At 61.6% G+C, this 22,262-nt stretch carries 22 protein-coding genes; 12 read left to right on the top strand and 10 right to left on the bottom strand.

Translation table 11 applies throughout. The annotated features are described in order from the left end of the window. The first annotated feature begins 331 nt into the window (after positions 1–331). Positions 332–1,438 (top strand): NAD(P)/FAD-dependent oxidoreductase, encoded by a 1,107-nt coding sequence (locus tag NWI01_RS12110; protein ID WP_141384090.1) that lies wholly within the window; start codon positions 332–334, stop codon positions 1,436–1,438. Between the two features lie 108 nt (positions 1,439–1,546). Here NWI01_RS12110 and NWI01_RS12105 read toward each other — a convergent pair whose 3' ends face one another. Continuing rightward, on the bottom strand, positions 1,547–1,732 hold the full coding sequence (locus NWI01_RS12105; protein ID WP_141384089.1) for a YdcH family protein: 186 nt from the start codon (positions 1,730–1,732) through the stop codon (positions 1,547–1,549). 235 nt (positions 1,733–1,967) lie between these two features. Here NWI01_RS12105 and NWI01_RS12100 point away from each other — a divergent pair, with 235 nt between their 5' ends. The 3 genes from NWI01_RS12100 to NWI01_RS12090 all read left to right on the top strand — a co-directional run bounded on the left by NWI01_RS12100 (position 1,968) and on the right by NWI01_RS12090 (position 4,097). After that, on the top strand, positions 1,968–2,174 hold the full coding sequence (locus tag NWI01_RS12100) for a YdcH family protein (RefSeq protein ID WP_141384101.1): 207 nt from the start codon (positions 1,968–1,970) through the stop codon (positions 2,172–2,174). A 325-nt stretch (positions 2,175–2,499) separates the two neighbouring features. Next, on the top strand, positions 2,500–2,988 hold the full coding sequence (gene purE / locus NWI01_RS12095) for a 5-(carboxyamino)imidazole ribonucleotide mutase (protein ID WP_141384088.1): 489 nt from the start codon (positions 2,500–2,502) through the stop codon (positions 2,986–2,988). After that, complete coding sequence (locus tag NWI01_RS12090) at positions 2,985–4,097, top strand: 5-(carboxyamino)imidazole ribonucleotide synthase (RefSeq protein WP_141384087.1); 1,113 nt, start codon at positions 2,985–2,987, stop codon at positions 4,095–4,097. Before purE ends, NWI01_RS12090 begins: the two co-directional genes overlap by 4 nt. Before the next feature lie 115 nt (positions 4,098–4,212). Here NWI01_RS12090 and aqpZ read toward each other — a convergent pair whose 3' ends face one another. Continuing rightward, positions 4,213–4,929, bottom strand: coding sequence for an aquaporin Z (gene aqpZ / locus NWI01_RS12085; protein ID WP_141384086.1), 717 nt, complete (start codon positions 4,927–4,929; stop codon positions 4,213–4,215). Between the two features lie 264 nt (positions 4,930–5,193). Between aqpZ and rpsU the strand changes: the two genes are divergently transcribed. Next, positions 5,194–5,481 carry a 30S ribosomal protein S21 gene (gene rpsU, locus NWI01_RS12080; RefSeq protein ID WP_009799172.1) on the top strand — a complete coding sequence of 96 codons (288 nt, stop codon included), beginning with the start codon at positions 5,194–5,196 and terminating at the stop codon, positions 5,479–5,481. Between the two features lie 566 nt (positions 5,482–6,047). On the opposite strand, the gene NWI01_RS12075 is transcribed toward rpsU, so the two are convergent. From NWI01_RS12075 to NWI01_RS12050, 6 genes are all read right to left on the bottom strand, one after another. Then, on the bottom strand, positions 6,048–6,515 hold the full coding sequence (locus tag NWI01_RS12075; protein ID WP_141384085.1) for a DUF3606 domain-containing protein: 468 nt from the start codon (positions 6,513–6,515) through the stop codon (positions 6,048–6,050). Between the two features lie 26 nt (positions 6,516–6,541). Beyond that, on the bottom strand, positions 6,542–7,939 hold the full coding sequence (locus NWI01_RS12070) for an NAD(P)(+) transhydrogenase (Re/Si-specific) subunit beta (RefSeq protein ID WP_141384084.1): 1,398 nt from the start codon (positions 7,937–7,939) through the stop codon (positions 6,542–6,544). A 157-nt stretch (positions 7,940–8,096) separates the two neighbouring features. Next, positions 8,097–8,414, bottom strand: a complete 318-nt coding sequence (locus NWI01_RS12065) for a proton-translocating transhydrogenase family protein (protein WP_141384083.1) — start codon at positions 8,412–8,414, stop codon at positions 8,097–8,099. A gap of 117 nt (positions 8,415–8,531) precedes the next feature. Then, positions 8,532–9,662: a Re/Si-specific NAD(P)(+) transhydrogenase subunit alpha gene (locus NWI01_RS12060; protein ID WP_141384082.1), complete on the bottom strand. Its 1,131-nt coding sequence runs from the start codon at positions 9,660–9,662 to the stop codon at positions 8,532–8,534. A 95-nt stretch (positions 9,663–9,757) separates the two neighbouring features. Beyond that, complete coding sequence (locus NWI01_RS12055) at positions 9,758–9,910, bottom strand: aa3-type cytochrome c oxidase subunit IV (RefSeq protein WP_141384081.1); 153 nt, start codon at positions 9,908–9,910, stop codon at positions 9,758–9,760. 401 nt (positions 9,911–10,311) lie between these two features. Then, positions 10,312–12,189 (bottom strand): M3 family oligoendopeptidase, encoded by a 1,878-nt coding sequence (locus NWI01_RS12050; protein ID WP_141384080.1) that lies wholly within the window; start codon positions 12,187–12,189, stop codon positions 10,312–10,314. A 163-nt stretch (positions 12,190–12,352) separates the two neighbouring features. On the opposite strand from NWI01_RS12050, the gene NWI01_RS12045 reads away from it, so the two are divergent. The 3 genes from NWI01_RS12045 (at position 12,353) to NWI01_RS12035 (ending at position 18,438) form a co-directional block, all read left to right on the top strand. Continuing rightward, on the top strand, positions 12,353–13,849 hold the full coding sequence (locus tag NWI01_RS12045) for a sigma-54-dependent transcriptional regulator (protein ID WP_141384079.1): 1,497 nt from the start codon (positions 12,353–12,355) through the stop codon (positions 13,847–13,849). 289 nt (positions 13,850–14,138) lie between these two features. Further along, positions 14,139–16,571 (top strand): L,D-transpeptidase family protein, encoded by a 2,433-nt coding sequence (locus NWI01_RS12040; RefSeq protein ID WP_141384078.1) that lies wholly within the window; start codon positions 14,139–14,141, stop codon positions 16,569–16,571. A 274-nt stretch (positions 16,572–16,845) separates the two neighbouring features. Continuing rightward, entirely contained in the window at positions 16,846–18,438 is a 1,593-nt protein-coding gene (locus NWI01_RS12035; RefSeq protein ID WP_141384100.1) for a DUF882 domain-containing protein, read from the top strand. A 320-nt stretch (positions 18,439–18,758) separates the two neighbouring features. On the opposite strand, the gene NWI01_RS12025 is transcribed toward NWI01_RS12035, so the two are convergent. After that, positions 18,759–19,028: a DUF2312 domain-containing protein gene (locus tag NWI01_RS12025; RefSeq protein ID WP_141384076.1), complete on the bottom strand. Its 270-nt coding sequence runs from the start codon at positions 19,026–19,028 to the stop codon at positions 18,759–18,761. 20 nt (positions 19,029–19,048) lie between these two features. Between NWI01_RS12025 and NWI01_RS18915 the strand changes: the two genes are divergently transcribed. Then, complete coding sequence (locus NWI01_RS18915; RefSeq protein WP_181410461.1) at positions 19,049–19,207, top strand: hypothetical protein; 159 nt, start codon at positions 19,049–19,051, stop codon at positions 19,205–19,207. Here NWI01_RS18915 and NWI01_RS12020 read toward each other — a convergent pair. After that, positions 19,201–19,503 carry a DUF1244 domain-containing protein gene (locus tag NWI01_RS12020; protein ID WP_141384075.1) on the bottom strand — a complete coding sequence of 101 codons (303 nt, stop codon included), beginning with the start codon at positions 19,501–19,503 and terminating at the stop codon, positions 19,201–19,203. The two genes, NWI01_RS18915 and NWI01_RS12020, sit on opposite strands and share 7 nt — an antisense overlap. 182 nt (positions 19,504–19,685) lie before the next feature. Between NWI01_RS12020 and NWI01_RS12015 the strand changes: the two genes are divergently transcribed. The 3 genes from NWI01_RS12015 (at position 19,686) to NWI01_RS18910 (ending at position 22,259) form a co-directional block, all read left to right on the top strand. Beyond that, complete coding sequence (locus NWI01_RS12015) at positions 19,686–20,270, top strand: DUF1036 domain-containing protein (protein WP_181410460.1); 585 nt, start codon at positions 19,686–19,688, stop codon at positions 20,268–20,270. Beyond that, the gene (gene pyk / locus NWI01_RS12010; RefSeq protein WP_141384074.1) at positions 20,267–21,703 is read left to right on the top strand and encodes a pyruvate kinase; all 1,437 of its coding nucleotides are present in this window, start codon (positions 20,267–20,269) and stop codon (positions 21,701–21,703) included. The genes NWI01_RS12015 and pyk overlap by 4 nt, the downstream gene beginning before the upstream one ends. A 394-nt stretch (positions 21,704–22,097) precedes the next feature. After that, on the top strand, positions 22,098–22,259 hold the full coding sequence (locus NWI01_RS18910; protein WP_181410459.1) for a hypothetical protein: 162 nt from the start codon (positions 22,098–22,100) through the stop codon (positions 22,257–22,259). Positions 22,260–22,262: the final 3 nt, after the last annotated feature.

Here is a 22,262-nt window from a genome sequence, read left to right as displayed (position 1 = left end):
ACGACCATCGGCAATACACGTTGCCGGCAGAACTTTGGATGCGGCATTCGGGCCCGGAGGCACCAACTCCTACTCAACAGGCGTGGTTGAGATTGACTGGCAAATGTGACCCGGATTGCCACAATCGATCTCTCATGATTAATGACCACCGCCAAAACATGATCTCCAACCCACGGATGGCCGCCAGCGCAAAGCGGAAACCGGTTTTCGGACAGGATCATGCGCGATTGAAGGAATGAAGTAGAGTTTGATTCAACGCCGTTGAATCGGGCTTTCAAGACAGGCCGGCGCGAATTGCGCCGCGGTGATCGGAAAACAGTCCGGATTACAAATGGACAGGATCGAGTGCGTTGTCGTGGGTGCTGGCGTGATCGGGCTTGCGGTCGCGCGGCGGCTCGCACGCGCCGGCCGGGAAGTGATCGTTCTGGAGGCTGCGGACAACATCGGAACAGTAACGTCGTCGCGCAACAGCGAGGTGATACACGCCGGCATCTACTATCCCTCCGGCAGCCTGATGGCGCGAACCTGCGTCAGCGGCCGCCCCGCCCTCTACGCTTACTGCCGGGAGCACGGCATTCCACACCGCATGTGCGGCAAGCTGATCGTGGCGACCACCGAAGGCGAGGTCGACAGGCTGCAAACCATCAGAGCACAAGCGGAGGCCAACGGCGTTGAAGACATCCGGCTCCTGAACGGCGACGAGGCCCGCGCGCTTGAGCCGGCGCTGCGCTGCGTGGCCGGGCTGCTGTCTCCCTCGACCGGCATCATCGACAGTCACGCCTTCATGCTGGCCTTGCGCGGTGACGCAGAGCGGGACGGCGCGGCATTCGCATTTCATACTCCCCTGTCGGGCGCTAGGGCGACGCCTCATGGGTTTGAGATCGAAACCGGTGGCGACGCGCCGATGACGCTCGTCTGTGATCTGCTGATCAATGCCGCCGGCCTTGATGCTCCGACAGTGGCGCGCCGTATCGAAGGCATGCCCGTGGAACGGATTCCACCGGCCTACCTCGCCAAGGGAAGCTATTTCAGTTGCAGCGTTCGTGCGCCATTTTCGCACCTGATCTATCCGGTCCCCGAGCCGGGCGGCCTTGGCGTGCATCTCACGCTCGACCTCGCCGGCCAGCCTCGCTTCGGCCCCGACGTGGAATGGATCGAGACACCGAACTATGACGTCGACCCGGAGCGCGCGACCCGGTTCTACCCCGCGATCCGGCGCTACTGGCCCGACCTGCCTGACGACGCCCTGATCCCCGCCTATTCCGGCATCCGGCCCAAAATCGTGCCGCCAGCGGTGGCGGCGCAGGACTTCATGATCCAGGGACCCGCGGACCACGGCCTGTCCGGGCTGATCAACCTGTTCGGAATTGAGTCGCCCGGCCTGACCGCATCACTTGCGATCGCCGATCACGTCGCCGCCCTCGCTGCCAAACAGTGAACCGGGCCCGGAAACAGCGAACGCAACCGGCTGAAAGCAGGCTCGCCAGCGAACCGGCAGCAGTCAACGAACGTTGACTCCGTGACCCCTAAAGCGAGTGATTGGGGATTAGTGGACGGTCCCGGCCGTGGAGAATTTAAGTCTTTCGATCTCGTCCTTGAGCATCAATTTCCGGCGCTTCAACTCGGCAATCCTCAGGTCGTCACTGGAAAGGTGCCTGAGAGCATCGTGCAATTCGCCTTCCAGAACGCGATGTTTCCGTTCCAGTTCAGCGAGATGCGCCTGAATTGCCATTCGAACCTCCTCGGTGAGATGAACCTCAGATTCGCCCCGAACCCTAAAGTCTACATGAACCAGAACAACTGTCGATGGGGGCTGAAGGACCCGTCAATCATTTTTGCGGGATTCCAAAATCAACCGCTCGCATGGAACCCGCGACTTGCGCGCGGCGCGGGCAAGGAAGATAATTCGCGAAGTTGATAGTCCAAACCGTCGCACCACTCTTCGCGATTCAAGTCAGTACGTCATCATGGCCGACGAAGAAGATCGCGAACTCGGATCCGAGCTCGCCCGTCTGCAACAGGAACACCGCGACCTGGACGCCGCCATAGATGCGCTGCATCAATCGCCCGCGCCGGATCTGCTGCGGCTACAGCGGCTGAAGAAACGCAAGCTACAGTTGCGCGATCGCATTTCCTTCATCGAAGACCAGATCACGCCGGACATCATCGCCTGAACGCCGGGCGGCCTGCTTTCGAACGACTCGCCCTGCGCCCGATGATGAGGGGCAAGGCAAGCCGCTTTAGCGCGTATTCCGCAAAAGTGGATACCGGTTTTGCGATCAGAATAAGCGCAAGTTTTTGATTGAACGTGTTTTCTTACGGCTAACCGGACTCCACCTAGCCGGAAAACGCTATAGGTGACTTTTTCATCGTCTGGATCATCGCAAGGCTTGCCGCCGTTCACCAAGAAGGGATAGTTCATGCCCCACCGCTTGCCTCGTCAAGGCGCCTTCCTGTAACCCCGATCAGTTTCCGGATTCCCGAAGAAACAACAGATAAATGACCGCCGTTGTCGCCATTATCATGGGAAGCCAGTCGGACTGGGAGACCATGCGTCACGCCGCTGAAACGCTGGCCGCGCTCGGCGTCACGAGCGAGACCCGGATCGTCTCCGCGCACCGCACCCCTGAACGACTGTTTGCGTTCGCCCAGGGCGCCAAGGCCGAAGGGTTCAAGGTCATCATCGCGGGCGCGGGCGGCGCGGCGCACCTGCCCGGCATGACGGCGGCGCTGACGGAACTTCCGGTGCTGGGTGTGCCCGTGGAGTCCAGGGCGCTTGCCGGAGTCGATTCGCTCTATTCCATCGTGCAGATGCCGGCCGGCGTTCCGGTGGGGACGCTCGCGATCGGCAAGGCGGGCGCCATCAATGCGGCGCTGCTGGCGGCAAGCGTGCTGGCGCTCAATGACCCGCCGCTCGCCAGCCGCCTCAAGGCATGGCGCAAGCGGCAGACGGATGCGGTGGCCGAGCATCCGGAGGAATCAGCGTGACCGGTTCCCGGCGGCCGACGCTCAAACCGGGTGGCACCATCGGAATTCTCGGCGGCGGTCAGCTCGGCCGGATGCTGGTCCTGGCGGCCGCCCACCTCGGCCTCAAGTGTCAGGTGTTCTCGCCAGACCCGGACTCCCCTGCGTTCGACGTTGTGCAGAACGCCACCTGCGCCGAATACGCCGACGTCGAGGCGCTGGAGCTGTTCGCAACCGACGTCGACGTGATCACCTATGAATTCGAGAATGTCCCGGCGGCGACCGCGATGGTGCTTGCCGCACGCCGGCCGGTGCTGCCGGATCATCGTATTCTGGAAACGGTGCAGGACCGCCTGCTTGAAAAGAATTTCGTCACCGGTCTGGGTATCGGCACAGCAGCCTATGCCGACGTGGCGTCGGCGCAGGGGCTTCGTGAGGCGATCAAGGTCATCGGCCTGCCCGCCGTGATCAAGACCCGCCGGTTCGGCTACGACGGCAAGGGACAGGCCATCATCCGCGCAGGCGACAACCTTGATCAGGTATGGGACGATCTCTGCACCAAGTCGGCGGTCGTGGAGGCCTTCGTGCCGTTCGAGCGTGAGATTTCCGTGATTGCCGCGCGCGGCGCCGATGGCCGTGTCGAATGTTTCGACGTGACCGAGAACGAGCATCACGATCACATCCTGAAGTATTCGCGCGCGCCGGCCGCGATTCCTGATGCGCTCGCCGCGCAGGCTCGCGACATGGCCGGGAAAATTGCTGTCGCGCTCGACTATATCGGTGTGCTGGCCGTGGAGATGTTCGTGGTGGGCGGCGCGAGCGGGCCGACGCTCCTCGTCAACGAGATCGCACCACGAGTCCACAACTCCGGCCATTGGACACTGGACGGCGCCTCGGTCTCGCAATTCGAGCAGCACATTCGCGCCGTCGCCGGCTGGCCACTCGGCAGGCCGGTGCGGCAGGGCAGCGCCGTCATGACGAACCTGATCGGCAAGGAAGTCCTCGATTACCGGAAGTGGCTCACCGTGCCCGGCGCCGCCGTTCATATCTACGGCAAGGGCTCGCCGCTCCCCGGTCGCAAGATGGGACATGTGACCGAGGTGCATGTGACGGACGTCAAGGGCCGCGACTGATAATAAAGCGCGACCGATAACGGGGCCGACGCCGAAAAGCGCGTCTGGCCAGAGAAAGATTTCTCATAGGGAAAAGGATTGCCGGATCGAGCCCGGCAATCACTCGTCTGTAACGCTACTTTTTCCCCGCGACGACGCCTTCCGGCTCACTGCTGAGTCCGCGATAGACCACGCCGCCGATAACGCCGCCGATCAGCGGTGCTACCCAGAACAGCCAGAGCTGCTCCAGAGCCCAGCCGCCGACGAATAGAGCAGGACCGGTGCTGCGCGCCGGATTCACCGACGTGTTGGTGACGGGAATGCTCACAAGATGAATCATCACCAGCGCGAGCCCGATCGCCAGCGGCGCGAAACCCGCCGGGGCTTTGCCGTGGGTCGATCCCATGATGACGAACAGGAACATGGCCGTCATCGTCACCTCGGTGATGAAGGCCACCGTGAGGTTGTAGTGACCCGGTGAATGCTCACCGTAGCCGTTCGATGCGAAACCCTTGGCGACATCAAAGCCCGCCGCTCCGCTGGCGATCACATAGAGCAGCGCGGCGGCGGCGATCGCCCCGATCACCTGCGCGATGATATAGGGAACCACCTGTGACGCCGGAAACCGCCCGCCCGCGGTCAGACCCAGGGTGACTGCCGGATTGAGATGACAGCCCGAAATATGCCCGATCGCGTAGGCCATGGTGACGACGCTCAAGCCGAAGGTGAGAGCCACGCCCAGCAGCCCGATGCCGACCTCGGGAAACGCCGCCGCGATGACGGCGCTGCCACATCCCATAAAAGTCAGCCAAAAAGTGCCAATCAGTTCGGCCGCGTATTTCCTGACGTCCATGACACGCCTTCCTTTGTTGAAGAATCAACCACCCCGCGCAGGCTTATAAAACCCCGATGTGAGGCGTTGCTGAACCCCAATCACGCTTTTTTGGGGGAATTCCACCCGAATTTCGGCGTCTTCGGCGAACCAAATGATCGTCCAACATTGGACATCCGCGCCTTAAACTGATATATGGGCGGCCTTGACGCTGAGGGCTTCGCTTTTGTCGGCCCTTCGCTGTCTGACAAATCTCACACTGTTCAACTGAAAAGAGGATGCCGCGTGCAGGTTCTCGTTCGCGATAATAATGTCGATCAAGCCCTCAAGGCGCTGAAGAAGAAGATGCAGCGTGAGGGAATTTTCCGCGAAATGAAGCTCCGCGGCCACTACGAAAAGCCCTCCGAGAAGAAAGCGCGCGAAAAGGCCGAGGCCGTGCGCCGCGCCCGCAAGCTCGCGCGCAAGAAGATGCAGCGCGAGGGCCTGCTGCCGATGAAACCGAAGCCGGTGTTTGGCGCCGGACCCGGAGCCGGCCGGGGCGGTCCAGCCGCCGGTCCTCGTGGACCGCGCTGAGCCATCACGCGGCATCGACAATCACTTGCAATCAACGTGAGTTAAGCGCGGATTTCACACCCGCGCTGTAACTGTTACGTCCTGATATGGATAATACGCGACGACAGCTTTCCGCTTCTGACGGAGTTCAGAAGCGAGGCGCCATGATCCTGATTTGACGGCTCTTCCACGCGATCCGGTGCCCATCCTTAGGGCTCAAGCCCGAGAAAAAGCTTCACCCGGAACAAGCTTCGCTCGGAACAAGCTTCGCTCGGAACAAGCTTCGCTCGAACGCTATGGCGCGGGTCAGATCCGCACCAGCCGCGGCATCGGAAAGCTATCTGGAGCATTATCGCTTCTGATTGAATCAGAAGCGAAGCTCTGGATTTTTGTTTTGACGCATTCTCTTCACGCGAACCGGTCATCCACCCTTAGGGCTCAAGCCCGAGGACATGCTTCGCTCGAAAACGCTATAGAGTCTGTTTCAACTGCGCTGAACCAGACTCGTCGTTTATCTTTCTGTTTGAGCATGATTTTTTTCGAAAACCGGTTTGCATTTTGCGCCGGCGCGACCCTTCGGGTCGGGATCATGCTCTGGCGCGCTTACCGGCGCTCTTTTTCGCCTTCTTCGCCTTTGGCGTCTTCGCTTTTACCTTCTTCGTTTTTACTTTCTTGGCCGTTGTCTTCTTTTTGACGGCGGATTTCTTTTTGACCGTCTTCCTGGCGGCGAGGAAAACACCGACTTTCTTCGCGGAGCGTCCCACCTCCCCGACCGCGGTGCGAAGCCTTGCCGGCGTCACCTTGAACTTTTTCGCCCAGTATCTGACCTCATAGGGCTGGGTCAACGCGATCAGCGCCCGGTCGTTGGTCGCGCGCTTTTGCAGCTTGAGGTAGGCTTCGACTGTCCTGGCGGAACGACCGACAGCCTTGACTGCGGCCTTTAGTTTCGACGGCGTGACCTTGAATTTTTTGGACCAGTAACGAACCTCGTAAGCCTCACGCAGCGCGATCAAGCGACCGTCGCTTCCGCCGCGCTTCGCCTTGTCATCCGCCATGCCGGTCTCCGTTGTTTTCGGTCGCGTTACATCCCCTTGACGATATTCTCCGTCATCTTCTTGGCGTCGCCAAGCAGCATCATGGTGTTATCCCGATAGAACAGTGGATTATCGATGCCGGCATAACCCGATGCCAGCGAACGCTTGATGAACATCACCGTGCCGGCTTTCCAGACCTGCAACACCGGCATGCCATAGATCGGCGAAGACTTGTCGTCCTCCGCCGCGGGGTTGGTGACGTCGTTGGCGCCGATGACGAACGCCACGTCGGCCTGAGCGAACTCCGAGTTGATATCCTCGAGCTCAAAAACTTCGTCGTATGGCACATTGGCTTCCGCCAGCAGCACATTCATATGACCGGGCATTCGGCCCGCGACCGGATGAATCGCGTATTTGACCTCGACGCCTTCCTTCTTCAGTGTATCCGCCAATTCGCGCAGCGCATGCTGCGCCTGTGCGACCGCCATGCCGTAGCCCGGCACGATGATGACCTTCGAGGCATTCTTCATGATGAAAGCGGCGTCGTCCGCCGAGCCGAGTTTCGCCGGCTTCTGCTCGCCCCCTGCGCCACCCGCCGCCGCCGTCTCGCCGCCGAAGCCGCCGAGGATCACCGAGATGAACGACCGGTTCATGGCGTGGCACATGATGTAGGACAGGATCGCGCCGGAGGAGCCGACCAGCGCTCCCGTGATGATCAGCGCCGAGTTGCCGAGCGTAAAACCGATGCCGGCCGCCGCCCAGCCGGAATAGGAGTTCAGCATCGAGATCACGACCGGCATGTCGGCGCCGCCGATCGGAATGATCAGCAGCACGCCGATCACCAGCGCCAGAATCGTGATCAGCCAGAAGTCGAGCGCGCTGCCCGACACCACCAGCCCGTACATGAAGAAGACCAGGGCGAGAGCGAGCGCGATGTTGATGATGTGACGCGCGGGAAGGATGATCGGCGCGCCGCTCATCCGGCCGGACAGTTTGAGGAATGCGATCACCGAACCTGTGAACGTCAGCGCGCCGATGGCGACGCCGAGCGACATCTCGACCAGGCTCTGCGCATGGATGTTGCCGGGCGTTCCGATCTCGAAGGCTTCGGGCGCATAGAACGCGCCGGCGGCCACCAGCACCGCCGCCATGCCGACCAGCGAGTGAAACGCCGCGACCAGTTCCGGCATCGACGTCATCGGCACCCGGCGCGCGATCACCGCGCCGATGCCGCCGCCGATCGCAACACCGAGGATCACCAGCACCCACGCCACGGCGTCAGCGGGCGGATGCGCCGCGAGCGTGGTCGCGACCGCGATCGCCATGCCGGCCATGCCGAGGAAATTACCCTGACGGCTCGACGCCGGACTCGACAGCCCGCGCAGTGACAGGATGAACAAGACACCTGCGACGAGGTAAAGCAGCGCGGCAAGATCGGCATTCATGGCGGAGCCCCGGCGTCTCGTCCCGGGCGCGGCGCAACGCAAAGCGATGCGGCGCGGAACCGGGACCATCCCAAACTATGGCGATCCCGGATCGGCGATGCAGCACAGCGCGCCGCCTCGCATCCGGGACACTGGAAGTAACCCTGCATGGAAAAATCTACTTCTGCTTCTTCTTGTACATCGCCAGCATTCGCTGGGTGACGAGAAAGCCGCCGAAGATATTCACACAGGCGAAAACCAGGGCGACGAATCCGAAAGCCCGCGCCCAGCCCGAACCTTCCGTAATCATGCCGACGCCGACGGCGAGCAGCGCGCCGACGACGATCACCGACGAAATCGCATTGGTGACCGACATCAGCGGAGTATGCAGCGCGGGCGTCACGGACCACACCACGAAATAGCCGACGAAGACGGCCAGAACGAAAATCGACAGCCGAAAAACAAAGGGATCGACGGCCTGCACGACATGTTCCATGGACGCATTCCTATTCGTCGTTTCCGGGCGTGCGAAAGGCGTGAGCGGCAAATCCGGAAATCAACGCGCACGTCCCACTGTCCGGAATAATCCGCTGTCCGGCCAGGCTCATGATCATCATGCGCCTTTCGGCTGGAAGTTCGGATGAATGATCGCGCCGTTCCGGGTCAGCGCGGTAGCCTTGACCAGTTCATCATCCCAGTTCACCGCCAGCGCCTTGGTCGTCTTGTCGACCAGCGTTTCGATGAAGGAAAACAGGTTGCGGGCATACAGGCTGGACGCCGAGGCCGCGACGCGGCCGGCGACGTTGGTAAAGCCGATGATCTTCACGCCGTTGAGATCGACGACCTTCCCCGCCTGGACACCCTCGATGTTACCGCCGCGCTCGACCGCGAGATCGACCAGCACCGATCCCGGCTTCATCGAACGCACCATCTCCGCGGTCACGAGCCTCGGCGCCGGCCGTCCGGGAATCAGCGCCGTGGTGATGATGATGTCCTGCTTCTTGATGTGTTCCGCGGTGAGCGCCGCCTGCTTGGCCTGATACTCTTTCGACATTTCCTTGGCGTAGCCGCCAGCGGTCTGCGCGTTCTTGAACTCCTCGTCCTCGACAGCAAGGAATTTGGCGCCGAGGCTTTCCACCTGCTCCTTGGTGGCGGGGCGCACGTCGGTCGCGGTGACGGCGGCGCCGAGACGACGCGCAGTGGCGATCGCCTGAAGGCCGGCAACGCCAACCCCCATGACGAACACCTTTGCGGCGGGCACGGTGCCGGCCGCCGTCATCATCATTGGAAAGGCGCGGCCGAATGCCTCGGCCGCCTCGATGACGGCCCGGTAACCGGCCAGGTTCGCCTGGCTGGACAGCACGTCCATCACCTGCGCGCGCGTAATCCGCGGCATCAACTCCATGGCGAAGGCCGATACGCCGGCATCCGCAATCTTCTTCAGCGCCGCCTCATTGCCGTAAGGATCCATGATCGCGATCACCAGCGCGCCACGCTTGTAGCGCGCCAGTTCGGATGCTTCGGGCCGCCTCACCTTGATGATGATATCGGCGTCTTTCACGGCATCAGGGCTTACCGACGCTCCGGCGGCCGTGAAGTCCGAATCGGGCACACCCGACTTGGTCCCGGCGCCCGGCTCGATTGCGATATCCGCGCCGAGCGCCTTGAACTTCTTCACTGTGTCGGGTGACGCGGCGACCCGCGGTTCCGACTCATCGATTTCTTTCGCTATGGCAATCTTCATGATGCCTCCCGCAGCCGACGGCCACGCATGACTAAAGCACCACCCACATTGCTAGCGAGCGGAAATCCAGGACGGCCGGAACGACGAACTGACAATCAGGTGAGGAAAATCGCCATCAACGAGACAACGATGATCACAGCCACCGAACCGATCGTCCCGAATTTGATGAAGGTATTGTACGTATTCTCGTGCGCCGGGTAATCCATGCCGTCCGCCGTCGAGTAAACGATTTCGCTATGATCTGACACGTCGAGTCTCCAGCCAAGGTTGATCTTGCCCTTGAGGAATTAGCGCAATCGCGCGGACAGAGCAACGGTGTGGCGGCCACCTAGGTGAGGTCTCCGCGCCTCGATGTATAAAATATGCGAATCTCGCCCATTTGAGCCCGGCTGACGCCGAATTTTCCTGGCTTACGGAGGCTCCTTTGGGGTGATGTGCGACCGGATAAAGGGCTCAGCGCCCCGTCCCGGCAGGAATCGGGCTTCATTCCGGTTGCCTTACCCCAAGCCGCCCAGCAGGCTACGCCCGTGCTGAACAAACTGTTCGATGCCCAAGAATGCACGTTTGAGTTGCAGGTTTAGTTTTTCGTCAGGCTCGCGATACGGAGCTGCGCCAATTTGCCACGCCACGCGGCGGTGATGGGCGGCTTCTATCCCGTCCCCTCCAGCTCATCGATCATGCCGGCAATGACCGATAGCCCGCCATCCCAGAATTTTGGATCCCTGGCGTCGAGCCCGAACGGCTTCAGCAGTTCGGAATAGTGCTTGGTGCCGCCGGCGGCGAGCATCGCCAGATAACGCTCCGCGAAACCTTCGGAGGCGTGTTCATAAACCGCGTAGAGCGAATTCACGAGGCAATCGCCGAACGCGTAGGCGTAGACATAGAACGGCGAATGGATGAAGTGAGGAATGTACATCCAGAAGGTCTCGTAGCCCGGCCTGATCTCGATGGCGGGCCCGAGGCTCTCGCCCTGCACGCTGAGCCAGAGCTGACCGATGCGCTCGGCGGTAAGTTCGCCGTTCTTGCGCTCGGTATGAACAGCGCGCTCGAACGTATAGAAGGCGATCTGGCGCACCACGGTATTGATCATGTCCTCGACCTTGCCGGCCAGAAGCGCCTGCCGCTGCTTCGCGTTCTTCGTTTGCGCCAGCAACCGCTTGAAGGTCAGCATCTCACCGAAGACCGAGGCGGTTTCCGCGAGCGTCAGCGGCGTCGGCGCCATCAGCGCGCCGTTCTTCGCGGCAAGCACTTGATGCACGCCATGCCCCAACTCATGCGCGAGAGTCATCACATCGCGCGGCTTGCCCTGGTAGTTCATCAGCACGTAGGGATGTGCCGACGGCGTGGTCGGATGCGAGAACGCTCCCGGCGCCTTGCCGGGGCGCACCGGCGCATCGATCCACCGGTCGGTAAAGAATCGCTCGGCGATGCCGGCCATCTCGGGCGAGAATTCGCCATAGGCATTCAGAACCATCTTGCGCGCATCGGTCCAGGGAATGACGCCGGTGGCGGCGAACGGCAGCGGCGCGTTGCGATCCCAGTGCGCGAGCTTTTTCTTTTTGAACCAGCGCGCCTTCAGCGCATAGTAACGATGCGACAGCCGCGGATAGGCCGCGCGCACCGAGGCCACAAGCGCGTCCACCACCTCACGCTCGACGCGGTTGTTGAGATGGCGTGAGTCCGCCACGTCCTGAAAACCGCGCCAGCGGTCGGAAATATCCTTGTCCTTCGCGAGCGTATTGGTGATGAGCGCGAAGGTCCGCTCATTGGCCTTGAACGTCTTCGCCAGCGCCTGCCCCGCCGCCTTGCGCTTCTCCGGCGAACGATCCTGCAACAGGTTCAGCGCCGGTTCGATCGCAAGCTCTTTTGCTCCGACCTTGAAGCGCAGCCCTGCAATCGTCTGGTCGAACAACCTGTTCCATGCCGAGTAGCCGGTCTGCGACTTCTCGTGAAAGAGCTGTTCGAGGCGATCATCCAGCTGGTACGGCTTGTCCTTGCGGCTATCCTCGATCCAGGGACGATAATGCCCGAGCTCCGGAGCCTGCATGGCGCGCTCGATCACGTCGTCGTCGATGCGGTTGAGCTCCAGCGGGAAAAACAGCAGGTGCAGCGACGCCGCCGTCAGACGCTCCGAAACGTCGCCATAGAATTTCGAGATCGCGGGATCGACGCTGTCGCCGGCATGAATCAAGCCCGCAAAAGAAGCTAGCCGGCCCGCGAGATCATCGATCGCCTCATAGCGCCGTACGGCCCCCGCGAGCCAGGCGCCGCCCTCCGGGCCCGGCGTTTCCGTCGCGAGCCTGCCCTTGTAATCCGATTCGAACGCCCTGCATTCAGCGTCGATCCTGTCGAGATCGCGCGCGATCTCGGGCGCGTCAATCCCGGCATAGAGATCCGCGAGATTCCACTCCGGCAGCCTCCCTGCGCCCGATTTCACGGCGGACGTTTTCCTGGCCGGCTTGCGGCGGGAGACGGGTTTGCGAGCGGTCGCGGATTTGCGGGAGGCGGAGGACGAACGCGCAGCCATTATCGATCCAGACTTTCTCTATGAACACCGATCAAGATGAATACCGATCAACAGGAGAGCAGTTATGACAGGACGGCGCGGCGGCAAACCTTAAGAGCGCATTAATCCCCATCCGCCAAAGTGCCCCGATTCAATACAGATAAGTTGTAGTGCGGGGAATGCCATGACTGCCACCATTTTGATCGCCGATGATGACGCGGTGCAGCGTCGTCTCGTCGAGAACATGGTGCGGCGGTGCGGCTATGAAACCATGGTCGTCGAAAGCGGCGACGCCGCGGTCGCCGCGATAACGGCAGGCGAGGGTCCGGTGATCGATGCCGTTGTCCTCGACCTCGTGATGCCCGGCCTCGACGGCATGGGCGTGCTGGCGGAAATCCGCGAGGCCGGCCTCAGCATCCCCGTCATTGTCCAGACCGCGCATGGGGGCATCGACAATGTGGTCTCGGCCATGCGCGCAGGGGCCCATGACTTCGTGGTCAAGCCGGTCGGCATCGAGCGTCTCCAGGTCAGTCTGCGCAATGCGCTTAACGCCAGCGCGCTCAAGAACGAATTGCAGCGGGTGCGCCACAGCCGCGAAGGCCGCCTCACCTTCGGCGACATCATCACCCGCAGCGAGGCCATGGCCGACGTGATGAAAGCGGCGAAAAAGGCGGCGGGATCGTCGATCCCGGTGCTGATCGAAGGCGAGTCCGGCGTCGGCAAGGAGCTGTTCGCGCGCGCCATTCACGGCACGAGCGATCGCAGCGCCAAGCCGTTTGTTACCGTCAATTGCGGCGCGATCCCCGACAGCCTGGTCGAATCGATCCTGTTCGGTCACGAGAAGGGATCGTTCACCGGCGCGACCGAGCGCCACACCGGCAAGTTCATCGACGCTTCCGGCGGCACGCTGTTTCTGGATGAAGTGAGCGAGTTGCCGCTCGCCGCGCAAGTCAAACTATTGCGCGCGCTGCAGGAAGGCGCGGTCGAAGCGGTCGGCGGCCACAAGCCGGTCAAGGTGGACGTCCGCATCATCTCGGCCACCAATCGGCGCCTGCTCGATCGCGTCAAGGCCGGACTGTTCAGGGAAGACCTGTTCTACCGCCTGCACGTGCTGCCGCTGACCATTCCGCCGCTTCGAAAGCGCCGCGAGGACATCCCGAACCTGCTCCGGCACTTTCTGGCGCGCTTCTGCGCGGAGGAAAACCGGTTGATCAAGGGCATCAGCGGCGAGGCGATGGGCGCCCTGTCGCAACTCGACTGGCCCGGCAACATCCGTCAGCTCGAAAACGCCGTCTACCGCGCTGTCGTCATGAGCGAAGGTACGCAACTCGACCTCCCGGATTTCCCGTCGATGGCTTTGCAGCCCGCCGCAAACGCGCGGCCTGAAACACACACCCAGGCAAGCGAGCCGCTGGTCATGGAACCTATCGCGCAGCAAACCGCATCGCAGGCCATACCCGGTAATGAAATACCCCTCGCGCCTGTGCCAGATGCGGGCAGCCTGCCATTGTTCGCTCAAGATGGCGAAGTCCGCCCGCTCGATGAGCTGGAAGCCGACATCATTCGCTTTGCCGTTTCGCATTATCGCGGACAAATGTCCGAAGTCGCGCGTCGATTGAAAATCGGGCGATCCACGCTCTACCGGAAGCTCGATGATATCGCCGCGAAGGAGGAACAGTAACAGGCTCGATTGCGTTCGAAACGCATCACGCGAGTGTGCGCGTGTGAAATGAACCGTTGCGGCGCAGTGACAGACCAACGGAAAACGCGCGTCGGAACAATGCATCGCGTTGCCAACAGCGTCTTTTGAGGTCAGTTTGTCGTGAGTTGCCCCTTGTGGCGCTGGCTGCCCGAATCAGGCGCGCGTATAGCATTCGTGTGTGGAAGCCGAATCAAAAAGCTTCGGCGGGCGCAGGACAGAATTCATCAGAATTGTTCCGTGGGGACAGTTTCACCCGAGGGGTGCGAGAATGCGAGACGACCCGACTAACCGGACAGGATTCGATCGGATCCTGACGGTGCTTGCAGCCACGTTTCTGGCGGTTTCGACCTCTGCCGCATTTGCTCAGGCGGACACCGTAAAGAAAAGCGCCTCGGAGCTCGCCATCGACGCAGCAATTCCAGCGCCGGAGCCGGCCAACGTTCCGCCGCCCACGGCAGCCGATTTCAAGGCGGAGAGTCAGCAGCCCGCTGCGTCGGTCGTCGGTGAATCGAAGCCGGACGAGCGAAAGGCCGACAACAGCGCAGTCGAGTCCAGCGTATCCGACTCCAGCGCAGCCGATGCAAAGCCGGCGGATACAACGGCCGTGGACACGACGCCCGCCGGCGCGGCCGCATCGAACTCCAATACGCCTTCGAACGCAACGACGACGCCGAACGAAACAGCCTCTTCCGATGTGGAGCCATCGGGCATCAAGCCCGAGCCAGGCTCGAACTCCGGGACCGCCGAAACGAAGCCCGCCGAGCCGAAAACCACCGACGCCAAATCGGACACTTCGGACACGGACGCCACGTCGAAGGATGTCACGGCGGCTTCGCCGGACGGCATCAGGACAGGTCAAGAGGCCGGCAAGGCCACGGAGGCAACAAAGGACGCGACGGCAACAATCCGTCCCGACGTGACGCCTCGTCCGGAGGCCGGCGCCGCGGCAAACTCCGAACAGCCCGGCGAACCGGTCAAGACCGCAATCAACGTCCCTCCGGCGGATCAGCCGACGGCCGAAAAGCTGCATGGACTGCTCGATGCCAATGCAACGAAGTTCTTTTCCCGGAAGGTTGAGCGGGCGGCGGTTGAAAAATTCTATACCGCGCGGAGCTACGCGCCTCTCTGGACGGAAGGCGGCACGCTGAACACGCAGGCTCAAGGCGTGATCGCGCGCCTCAGGGACGCCGCGGCCGACGGCCTCAACCCCTCCGATTACCCCGTGCCGGATTTTGCGGCGGCGTCATCGCCGGAGCAGCTTGCGGAAGCCGACCTGAAGCTGACCGCGAGCATGATGGACTATGCGCGTCAGGCGCAGAGCGGCCGGATGCACTGGTCCCAGGTCAGCGCTGATGCCCAGTATCCCGAGCACCCTGTCGATCCCGAGCAGGTTCTGACGAACGTCACCACCGCCAAGGATGCCTCCGCAGCGCTCGACAGCTACAATCCACCGCATAAACTTTATCGGGAACTGAAGCAGAAGCTCGCCGAACTGCGCAAGGATTCGGAAGGGCCTGTCATCGAAATCGCGGAAGGTCCAGGTCTGGTGTTCCGCAAGAATGCCGTGATCGAGGATCCGCGCGTGCCCCAGATTCGCGCAAGACTGGGCGTGACACAAAATCCTGACGACACCCGTTTCGATGCCGATGTCGCCGCCGCCGTGCGGGAATTCCAGGCTCGCCATCATCTCAAGGCCGACGGCGTCCTGGGCAACAACACGATCCGCGCTCTGAACGGTCCGAAGAAGGATCACACGATCGACACCATCATCGCCAACATGGAGCGCTGGCGCTGGCTGCCGCGCGAGCTTGGCGCTCCGTCGCTGGGCGACGCCTATGCCATCCTGAACATCCCGGATTATTCGCTCAAGGTGATGCAGCATGGCGCGCCGATCTGGAGCACCCGTGTCGTCGTGGGCAAGCCGGGTCTCCATGCGACACCCCTCCTGACGGAAACGATGAAGTACATCACCGTCAATCCGACCTGGAACGTGCCGCCCTCGATCATCTACAAGGAATACCTTCCCGCCCTGCAACAGGATCCGACCGTGCTGTCGCGCATGGGCCTCAAGCTGGAGCGCGACCGCAACGGCGGCATCCACATTTCGCAACCGCCGGGCGAACGCAACGCGCTGGGCCGCATCCGCTTCAATTTTCCAAACAAGTTTCTGGTGTACCAGCACGACACGCCGGACAAACACCTGTTTGCGAAGGAGAAGCGCGCCTTCAGCCACGGCTGCATGCGGGTTCAGAACCCGGACCAGTACGCCGCCACACTGCTCAACATCGTTCTTCCGCAGGAACATTATACGCCGGAGAAAGTCCGGAGCATGTATGGCCGGAACGAGTTCAACATCAATTTCCCGACTCCGGTTCCGGTGCATATCACCTATCAAACCGCGTTTATGGATGAGGCCGGTAAATTGCATCTTCGCGCGGACGTCTACGACCGCGACGCCAAGATGCTGACTCTCCTCAGAAACTCCAACGGGCGCGATCTTGAAACGGTTGTCGCGCATGCCCAGCCGAACTATTCCCGTCCCAGGGGCAATATTCCGCAGCAGGGGATGGCCTTCAATGAAAACCGCGGGTTTGGAGGCGGTTTCGACAACGGCGGCCCATCATTTTTCGAGCGGCTGTTCGGTGTCCAGAACCCACCTCCACAGTACGACGACCGTCGCCGGCCGATATACAGGCGCTAGCCCGCCTTTGGGCGAGCTGTCGAAAAGTCGATTACTTGAATAAAAACAAGGGCTTCATCACATGATGAAGCCCTTTTTGCATTAACCATTATCCACCCCCCTCCACGGCATGGCTCTTTTCTGCCACAGTCGGCGGGCTAATTACCGTTCAGGCGGGAAGGTTAAGGTAAATCGGCGTTAACCCTCCTGCCCTACGACTTGGCTTTATGCCCTTTCACTGGGGTCTGTTGTGGAAGGGCCTTCCGACTTGTTCGTCTTCCGGGTGGGCTCATACGTGCTTGCTGATTTTGCACGCGGCTTGAAATCGTTGTCGATTTCACGGACCGGTTCTCGCATCGGCCTGTCGTCGCTTCTTCTGTTCGCGGGCGCTGGATCGGTGCATAACGCCGCCGCGCTGAATGAGACGCGCACACTGTCCTTTCATCACACCCATTCCAACGAAAACCTCACCGTCACATTCAAGCGCAACGGCCGCTATGACGAAGGCGCGCTGAAACAGATCAATCATTTTCTCCGCGACTGGCGCAGCCAGGAGCAGACCACCATGGATCGTCATCTCTTCGATATCCTCTGGGAGGTCTATCGCGACGTCGACGGCAGGCAGCCGATCAACATCATCTCCGCCTACCGCTCTCCGGCCACCAACGCCATGCTTCGCCGCCGATCCAAAAACAGCGGCGTCGCGCGATTCAGCCAGCACACGCTCGGCCACGCGATGGACTTCTACATTCCCGGCGTGCAGCTTGAGAAAATCCGCTTCGCCGGACTTCGTCTCCAGCGCGGCGGCGTCGGCTTCTATCCCAAATCGGGCTCGCCATTCGTCCATCTCGATACCGGGCATGTGCGGCACTGGCCGCGCATGACCCACGATCAGCTGGCGCGCGTCTTCCCGGACGGCCGCACCGTGCACATTCCCTCGGACGGCAACCCGCTGTCGGGATATCAGGTGGCGATGGCCGATATAGAGAAGCGCCGCCGCCACTCGGGTGAGGACGGAGCCGCAAGCAGCAAGCCGTCGAACTTCCTGTTGGCGCTATTCCGCGGCAAGTCGGCTGATGAGGATGACGAGTCTGACGGCGCGCCGGCTGCCCGGCCGGATCAGGCACCCGCCTCCGCCGCGCCCGCTGCTGCCTCCGCAGATTCGGTGCCGCTGCCGCGGGCGAAGCCGGGGGCTTTCAAGCTGGCCGCCGCCGACGTGCACCCCGCCTCCACCCCGCTTTCCGCGAGACAGGCGGAGGGCAGCAAACCTCAGACCCCCGCCGACATCATCAATTCCCGCGGGTTCTGGGATGATATCCCGCCGGCCCCGAACCAGGCCACGCAGAAGCAGATTGCGGCAGCCGTCAGCGCACGGCGGGTGGTCGCCTCGGCAGCCGACCGGCACACGGCGACCGGCAGCATTTCTGATCCCTTGCAGGCGCTAGCCTATGCGCCGGAGCAGGATGTCCGGCGCGCGCGAATCTTCGCGGCGACCGCATCGATCCCGCCCATCCGGCCAGCACCCCTCCCCGCGCGCAACCCGATGGCGGTGGACGGTGTGACCACGGTCGTCGCTAAAAGCGCTCAGGGCCAAAAGTCCACAGTGTCGATCTCGCGCCGTTTGGCGCCGGCGGCCTCTCGCGACAGCAACGCCTGGATGCGGGCGATGATCCTTTCCCCGAGCGCCAGCCGCACAATGCTGGCGACCGTCATGGGCGAACAGGACATGACCTTGATGCAGCCCTATTTCACCAAGCCAGACCGGACGATCGCCATGGCTTTCACCGGCGACCCGCAAATGGGCATGGTCTGCGATCGATTTACCGGATCGGCTGTCGCCCGGTTGACGACGACCGCGCTCGCAGTGCAGGCAGCCTCGCTGCGCTGAGCCTTTTCGCTTCCGATAGAATCAGAAGCGGACTCTATGATCTTGTTTTGACGCGTTTTATTCACGCGAACAGGTCATCCATCCTCGCCGGAAAATGCTCTGATCGCTCGCACCGAAAAAAGCCTGGAGTGTGTTTCAACTGCGTTGAACCTGATTCAACCCCGTTGAATCAGACGCGTCGCTTATCTCTTTTTGTTTGAGCATGATCTTTTCCGAAAGCCGGTTTCCACTTTGCGCTGGCGCGGCCCTCCGGGTCGGGATCATGCTCCGGGTGTTTGATTCCGGGCGTTGTTTGATGGACGCAAAGCTGCGCCAGCGCCTCACAGCATTCCGAGCGCGTGCATATAGGTTTCCAGAATCGTTTCCTGCTCCTGACGCTCGTTGGCGTCCTGCTTGCGCATCCGCACGATCGTTCGCAGCGCCTTGACATCATATCCGTTGCCCTTGGCCTCGGCGTAGACGTCACGAATGTCATCGGAAATGGTCTTCTTCTCTTCTTCCAGCCGCTCGATGCGCTCGATGATGGCCCTGAGCTGATCCTTCGCGAAACTGGTCACGGGCTCTTCCTTGGCGGCGGCGGCGGTGGCCATCCTGCTACTCCTGAATATGAATGATGATGGATATGAAAGATGACGTTGGGAATGTGAGCCCGGACGTGCTCGCCGCCTGTCACATTTTGAAGCTCGACACTCCCGAGCGGCGCGCGCGGCGTCAAGGCGGCATCGCGCTCATCCACAGCGACCCACAGGCCGCAGCGCGAGATCAGTGACCGCCCGCGTTCTTCTTCATCGCCGCGAGCTGCTCCGGCGTCGCCTCGCTCTGATGTTTCGCCTTCCAGGCGTCATAAGTCATGCCGTACACCGCCTCGCGGCTTTCGTCCTTGGTCATGCCGGCGCCCTGTTCGTCAGCGGCCTCCTTGAGCCAGTTCGACAGGCAGTTGCGACAGAAACCGGCCAGATTCATAAGCTCGATATTCTGGACATCGGTACGGGATTGCAGATGCCTGACCAGCCGACGGAATACCGCAGCTTCCAGTTCGGTTCGTGTTCTGTCATCAATGGTCATGGACTGATCTCGCCATCGCTTATGTGAGGTTGAGTTGGAGCGTGTCACGGATTTTACCACATCGCAGGGCAAATAGCAGTTCACAGGCCGGAAAATGAGCACCTTGACGTGAAAAGCCGGCTCCAGCCGTTGACAGGCGCGGCGGGTCACGCGAAATCACGCGAAACGATTTGCCCGGCTAAATGACCAAATCAGACCACCTCCTCTTTCTCACCTTCTCGCGCCGCGCGAACATCGCGGGCTTCTTGCCTGTCCTCGGCCTCGTTGTCGTTTGTCTGTGGCCGGCGTCCGCTGCTGCGGACTTCCGGCTCTGCAACAATACTTCCAGCCGCGTCGGCATCGCCCTTGGCTACAAGAGCGCGGACGGCTGGACCACCGAGGGCTGGTGGAATATCTCATCGCATGCCTGCGAGACCCTGCTGCGAGGCACGCTCATCGCACGTTATTATTATATTTATGCTCTAGATTACGACCATGGCGGCGAATGGTCGGGACAGGCTTTCATGTGCTCACGCGATAAAGAATTCACCATCAAAGGCACCGAGAATTGTCTCGCGCGGGGCTTCGACCGCACCGGTTTCTTCGAGATCGATACCGGCGACCAGCGCGCGTGGACCGTGCAGCTGACGGAGTCCGGCGAACATGGACCGCAGCGCGTGCCGGGGATGCCCGCGCAAGATGGAATTCCTGGCGGGTCCGATTCCACGGGCGGAACGCCTCCGGGGTCTGGTCTGACGCCAGACGCGTTGCCCGGACGCAAGCCATGAGACGTTTGCGCCGCATCAAGATACTCGCCACCCTCGGGCCCGCCTCATCCGACAGCACGATGGTGCGCCGCCTGTTCGAGGCTGGCGCGGACGTTTTCCGCATCAATATGAGCCATACCTCGCATGACAAGATGCGCGAACTGGTGGCGACGATTCGCAACGTCGAAGCCAGCTATGGTCGTCCGATCGGCATTCTGGTCGACCTTCAGGGACCCAAGCTCCGTCTCGGCTCATTCGCCGACGGCCCGATCCAGTTGAGCAACGGCGAGACCTTCGTTCTGGATTCCGACAACACTCCCGGCGACAAAACCCGGGTCCATCTGCCGCATCCCGAAATCCTGGCGGCGCTGCGCCCCGGTCACACCCTGCTGCTCGACGACGGCAAGGTTCGGCTGATCGCCGAGGAAACCTCGCCCGAGCGCACCGTGACGCGCGTCGTCGTCGGCGGCAGGATGTCCGACCGCAAGGGAGTGAGCCTGCCAGATACCGATTTGCCGGTGTCGGCGATGACCCCCAAGGACCGCTCCGATCTCGATGCCGCGCTGGAAACCGGCGTGGACTGGATCGCATTGTCCTTCGTGCAGCGAGCGGACGATGTCGCCGAAGCCAAGAAGGTGATCCGCGGCCGAGCGTCGGTGATGGCCAAGATCGAAAAGCCGCAAGCGATCGACCGGCTGCCCGAAATCATCGAAATGGCCGATGCCCTGATGGTCGCGCGCGGCGACCTCGGCGTCGAATTGCCGCTCGAACAGGTTCCCAGCCTGCAAAAGCAGATGACGCGCATGGCGCGACGCGCCGGCAAGCCCGTGGTGATCGCGACGCAAATGCTGGAATCCATGATCCTGTCGCCGGTGCCCACCCGCGCCGAGGTCTCCGACGTCGCCACCGCGGTTTACGAAGGCGCGGACGCCATCATGCTTTCCGCCGAATCGGCGGCCGGAAAATATCCCGTCGAAGCCATCTCGACCATGAACCGGATCGGCGAAGAGGTCGAGCGCGACCCGATCTATCGCGGCGTGCTCAACGCACAGCGTGCCGAGCCGGAGCCCACCGTCGGCGACGCCATCGCCGACGCCGCCCGGCAGATCGCGGAGACGCTCGATCTCTCCGCGATCATATGCTGGACCAGTTCAGGCTCGACAGCGCTGCGCATGGCGCGCGAGCGTCCGAAGCCGCCGGTGGTCGCCATCACCCCTAACCTCGCGACGGGACGCAAGCTGGCCGTGGCGTGGGGTGTCCATTGCGTGGTGGCGGAAGACGCTCATGACCAGGACGACATGGTCGACCGGGCCGGCTCCATCGCTTTCCGCGACGGATTTGCCAAGGCGGGCGAGCGCATCATCATCGTGGCCGGCGTACCGCTCGGCACGCCGGGCGCGACGAACATGGTGCGCATCGCTTTCGTCGGTCCGAACGGCGAAACAGGGGTTTAGAGGCTCTTCGCTTTTGATAAGCATAAGAAAGCGAAGTTCTGGATTGTTGTTCTGACGCGTTCTCTTCACGCGAACAGCTCATCCACTCCTCCGGAAAATGCTTCAGGGTCTGATCCAACTAAGTTGAATCAGATGAGTTGAATCAGACTCCAAGCTTAATTTTCTGATCGAGCACGATCTTATCTGAAAACCGGTTTGCACTTTTCGCTGGCGCGGCCCTTCGGGTCGGGATCATGCTCTTTCGGCCCGGGTGTGGATCGATCGGGGTCGAGACGGCACGCCTCAAACCCGTTCATCCACTTATCCTCGTTATCCACAGGCGCTGCAAATCGTCCTGCAGACATTGTTCACGTTCGTAGGGGAAAGTGAGGCGACTTCAACGGGAGTATCTCAGATGAGTTTTGAAGCTGGCGAAGCCGTCATAGATGAGATCGTGGCGTCATGTGACGGCGACCTTCGCGGCGCGCTGATGGCGCTCCTGATGGTCAACGAGCGGCTGGAGAACGAGTTGCAACGGCTTTATGCGACAGTACGCGACGGCGATACGCTGCATTAGAGC

Origin of the sequence: Nitrobacter winogradskyi (assembly GCF_006539545.1) — a bacterium.
In the GTDB taxonomy this organism is placed as follows: Bacteria; Pseudomonadota; Alphaproteobacteria; order Rhizobiales; family Xanthobacteraceae; genus Nitrobacter; species Nitrobacter winogradskyi_A.
Note: the sequence above shows the minus strand (reverse complement) of the source record. Positions and strands in the feature narration are given on the sequence as shown.

What these genes read in the sequence shown, in the direction of transcription:
- NWI01_RS12065 (WP_141384083.1), bottom strand. Translation starts at nt 8,414, where the DNA reads ATGGAACATGTCGTGCAGGCCGTCGATCCCTTTGTTTTTCGGCTGTCG.
- purE (WP_141384088.1), top strand. Translation starts at nt 2,500, where the DNA reads ATGACCGCCGTTGTCGCCATTATCATGGGAAGCCAGTCGGACTGGGAG.
- NWI01_RS12100 (WP_141384101.1), top strand. Translation starts at nt 1,968, where the DNA reads ATGGCCGACGAAGAAGATCGCGAACTCGGATCCGAGCTCGCCCGTCTG.
- NWI01_RS18910 (WP_181410459.1), top strand. Translation starts at nt 22,098, where the DNA reads ATGAGTTTTGAAGCTGGCGAAGCCGTCATAGATGAGATCGTGGCGTCA.
- pyk (WP_141384074.1), top strand. Translation starts at nt 20,267, where the DNA reads ATGAGACGTTTGCGCCGCATCAAGATACTCGCCACCCTCGGGCCCGCC.
- NWI01_RS12040 (WP_141384078.1), top strand. Translation starts at nt 14,139, where the DNA reads ATGCGAGACGACCCGACTAACCGGACAGGATTCGATCGGATCCTGACG.
- NWI01_RS12110 (WP_141384090.1), top strand. Translation starts at nt 332, where the DNA reads ATGGACAGGATCGAGTGCGTTGTCGTGGGTGCTGGCGTGATCGGGCTT.
- NWI01_RS12060 (WP_141384082.1), bottom strand. Translation starts at nt 9,662, where the DNA reads ATGAAGATTGCCATAGCGAAAGAAATCGATGAGTCGGAACCGCGGGTC.
- NWI01_RS12020 (WP_141384075.1), bottom strand. Translation starts at nt 19,503, where the DNA reads ATGACCATTGATGACAGAACACGAACCGAACTGGAAGCTGCGGTATTC.
- NWI01_RS12045 (WP_141384079.1), top strand. Translation starts at nt 12,353, where the DNA reads ATGACTGCCACCATTTTGATCGCCGATGATGACGCGGTGCAGCGTCGT.
- NWI01_RS12070 (WP_141384084.1), bottom strand. Translation starts at nt 7,939, where the DNA reads ATGAATGCCGATCTTGCCGCGCTGCTTTACCTCGTCGCAGGTGTCTTG.
- NWI01_RS12025 (WP_141384076.1), bottom strand. Translation starts at nt 19,028, where the DNA reads ATGGCCACCGCCGCCGCCGCCAAGGAAGAGCCCGTGACCAGTTTCGCG.
- NWI01_RS12075 (WP_141384085.1), bottom strand. Translation starts at nt 6,515, where the DNA reads ATGGCGGATGACAAGGCGAAGCGCGGCGGAAGCGACGGTCGCTTGATC.
- NWI01_RS12105 (WP_141384089.1), bottom strand. Translation starts at nt 1,732, where the DNA reads ATGGCAATTCAGGCGCATCTCGCTGAACTGGAACGGAAACATCGCGTT.
- NWI01_RS18915 (WP_181410461.1), top strand. Translation starts at nt 19,049, where the DNA reads ATGATGATGGATATGAAAGATGACGTTGGGAATGTGAGCCCGGACGTG.
- NWI01_RS12050 (WP_141384080.1), bottom strand. Translation starts at nt 12,189, where the DNA reads ATGGCTGCGCGTTCGTCCTCCGCCTCCCGCAAATCCGCGACCGCTCGC.
- NWI01_RS12015 (WP_181410460.1), top strand. Translation starts at nt 19,686, where the DNA reads ATGACCAAATCAGACCACCTCCTCTTTCTCACCTTCTCGCGCCGCGCG.
- aqpZ (WP_141384086.1), bottom strand. Translation starts at nt 4,929, where the DNA reads ATGGACGTCAGGAAATACGCGGCCGAACTGATTGGCACTTTTTGGCTG.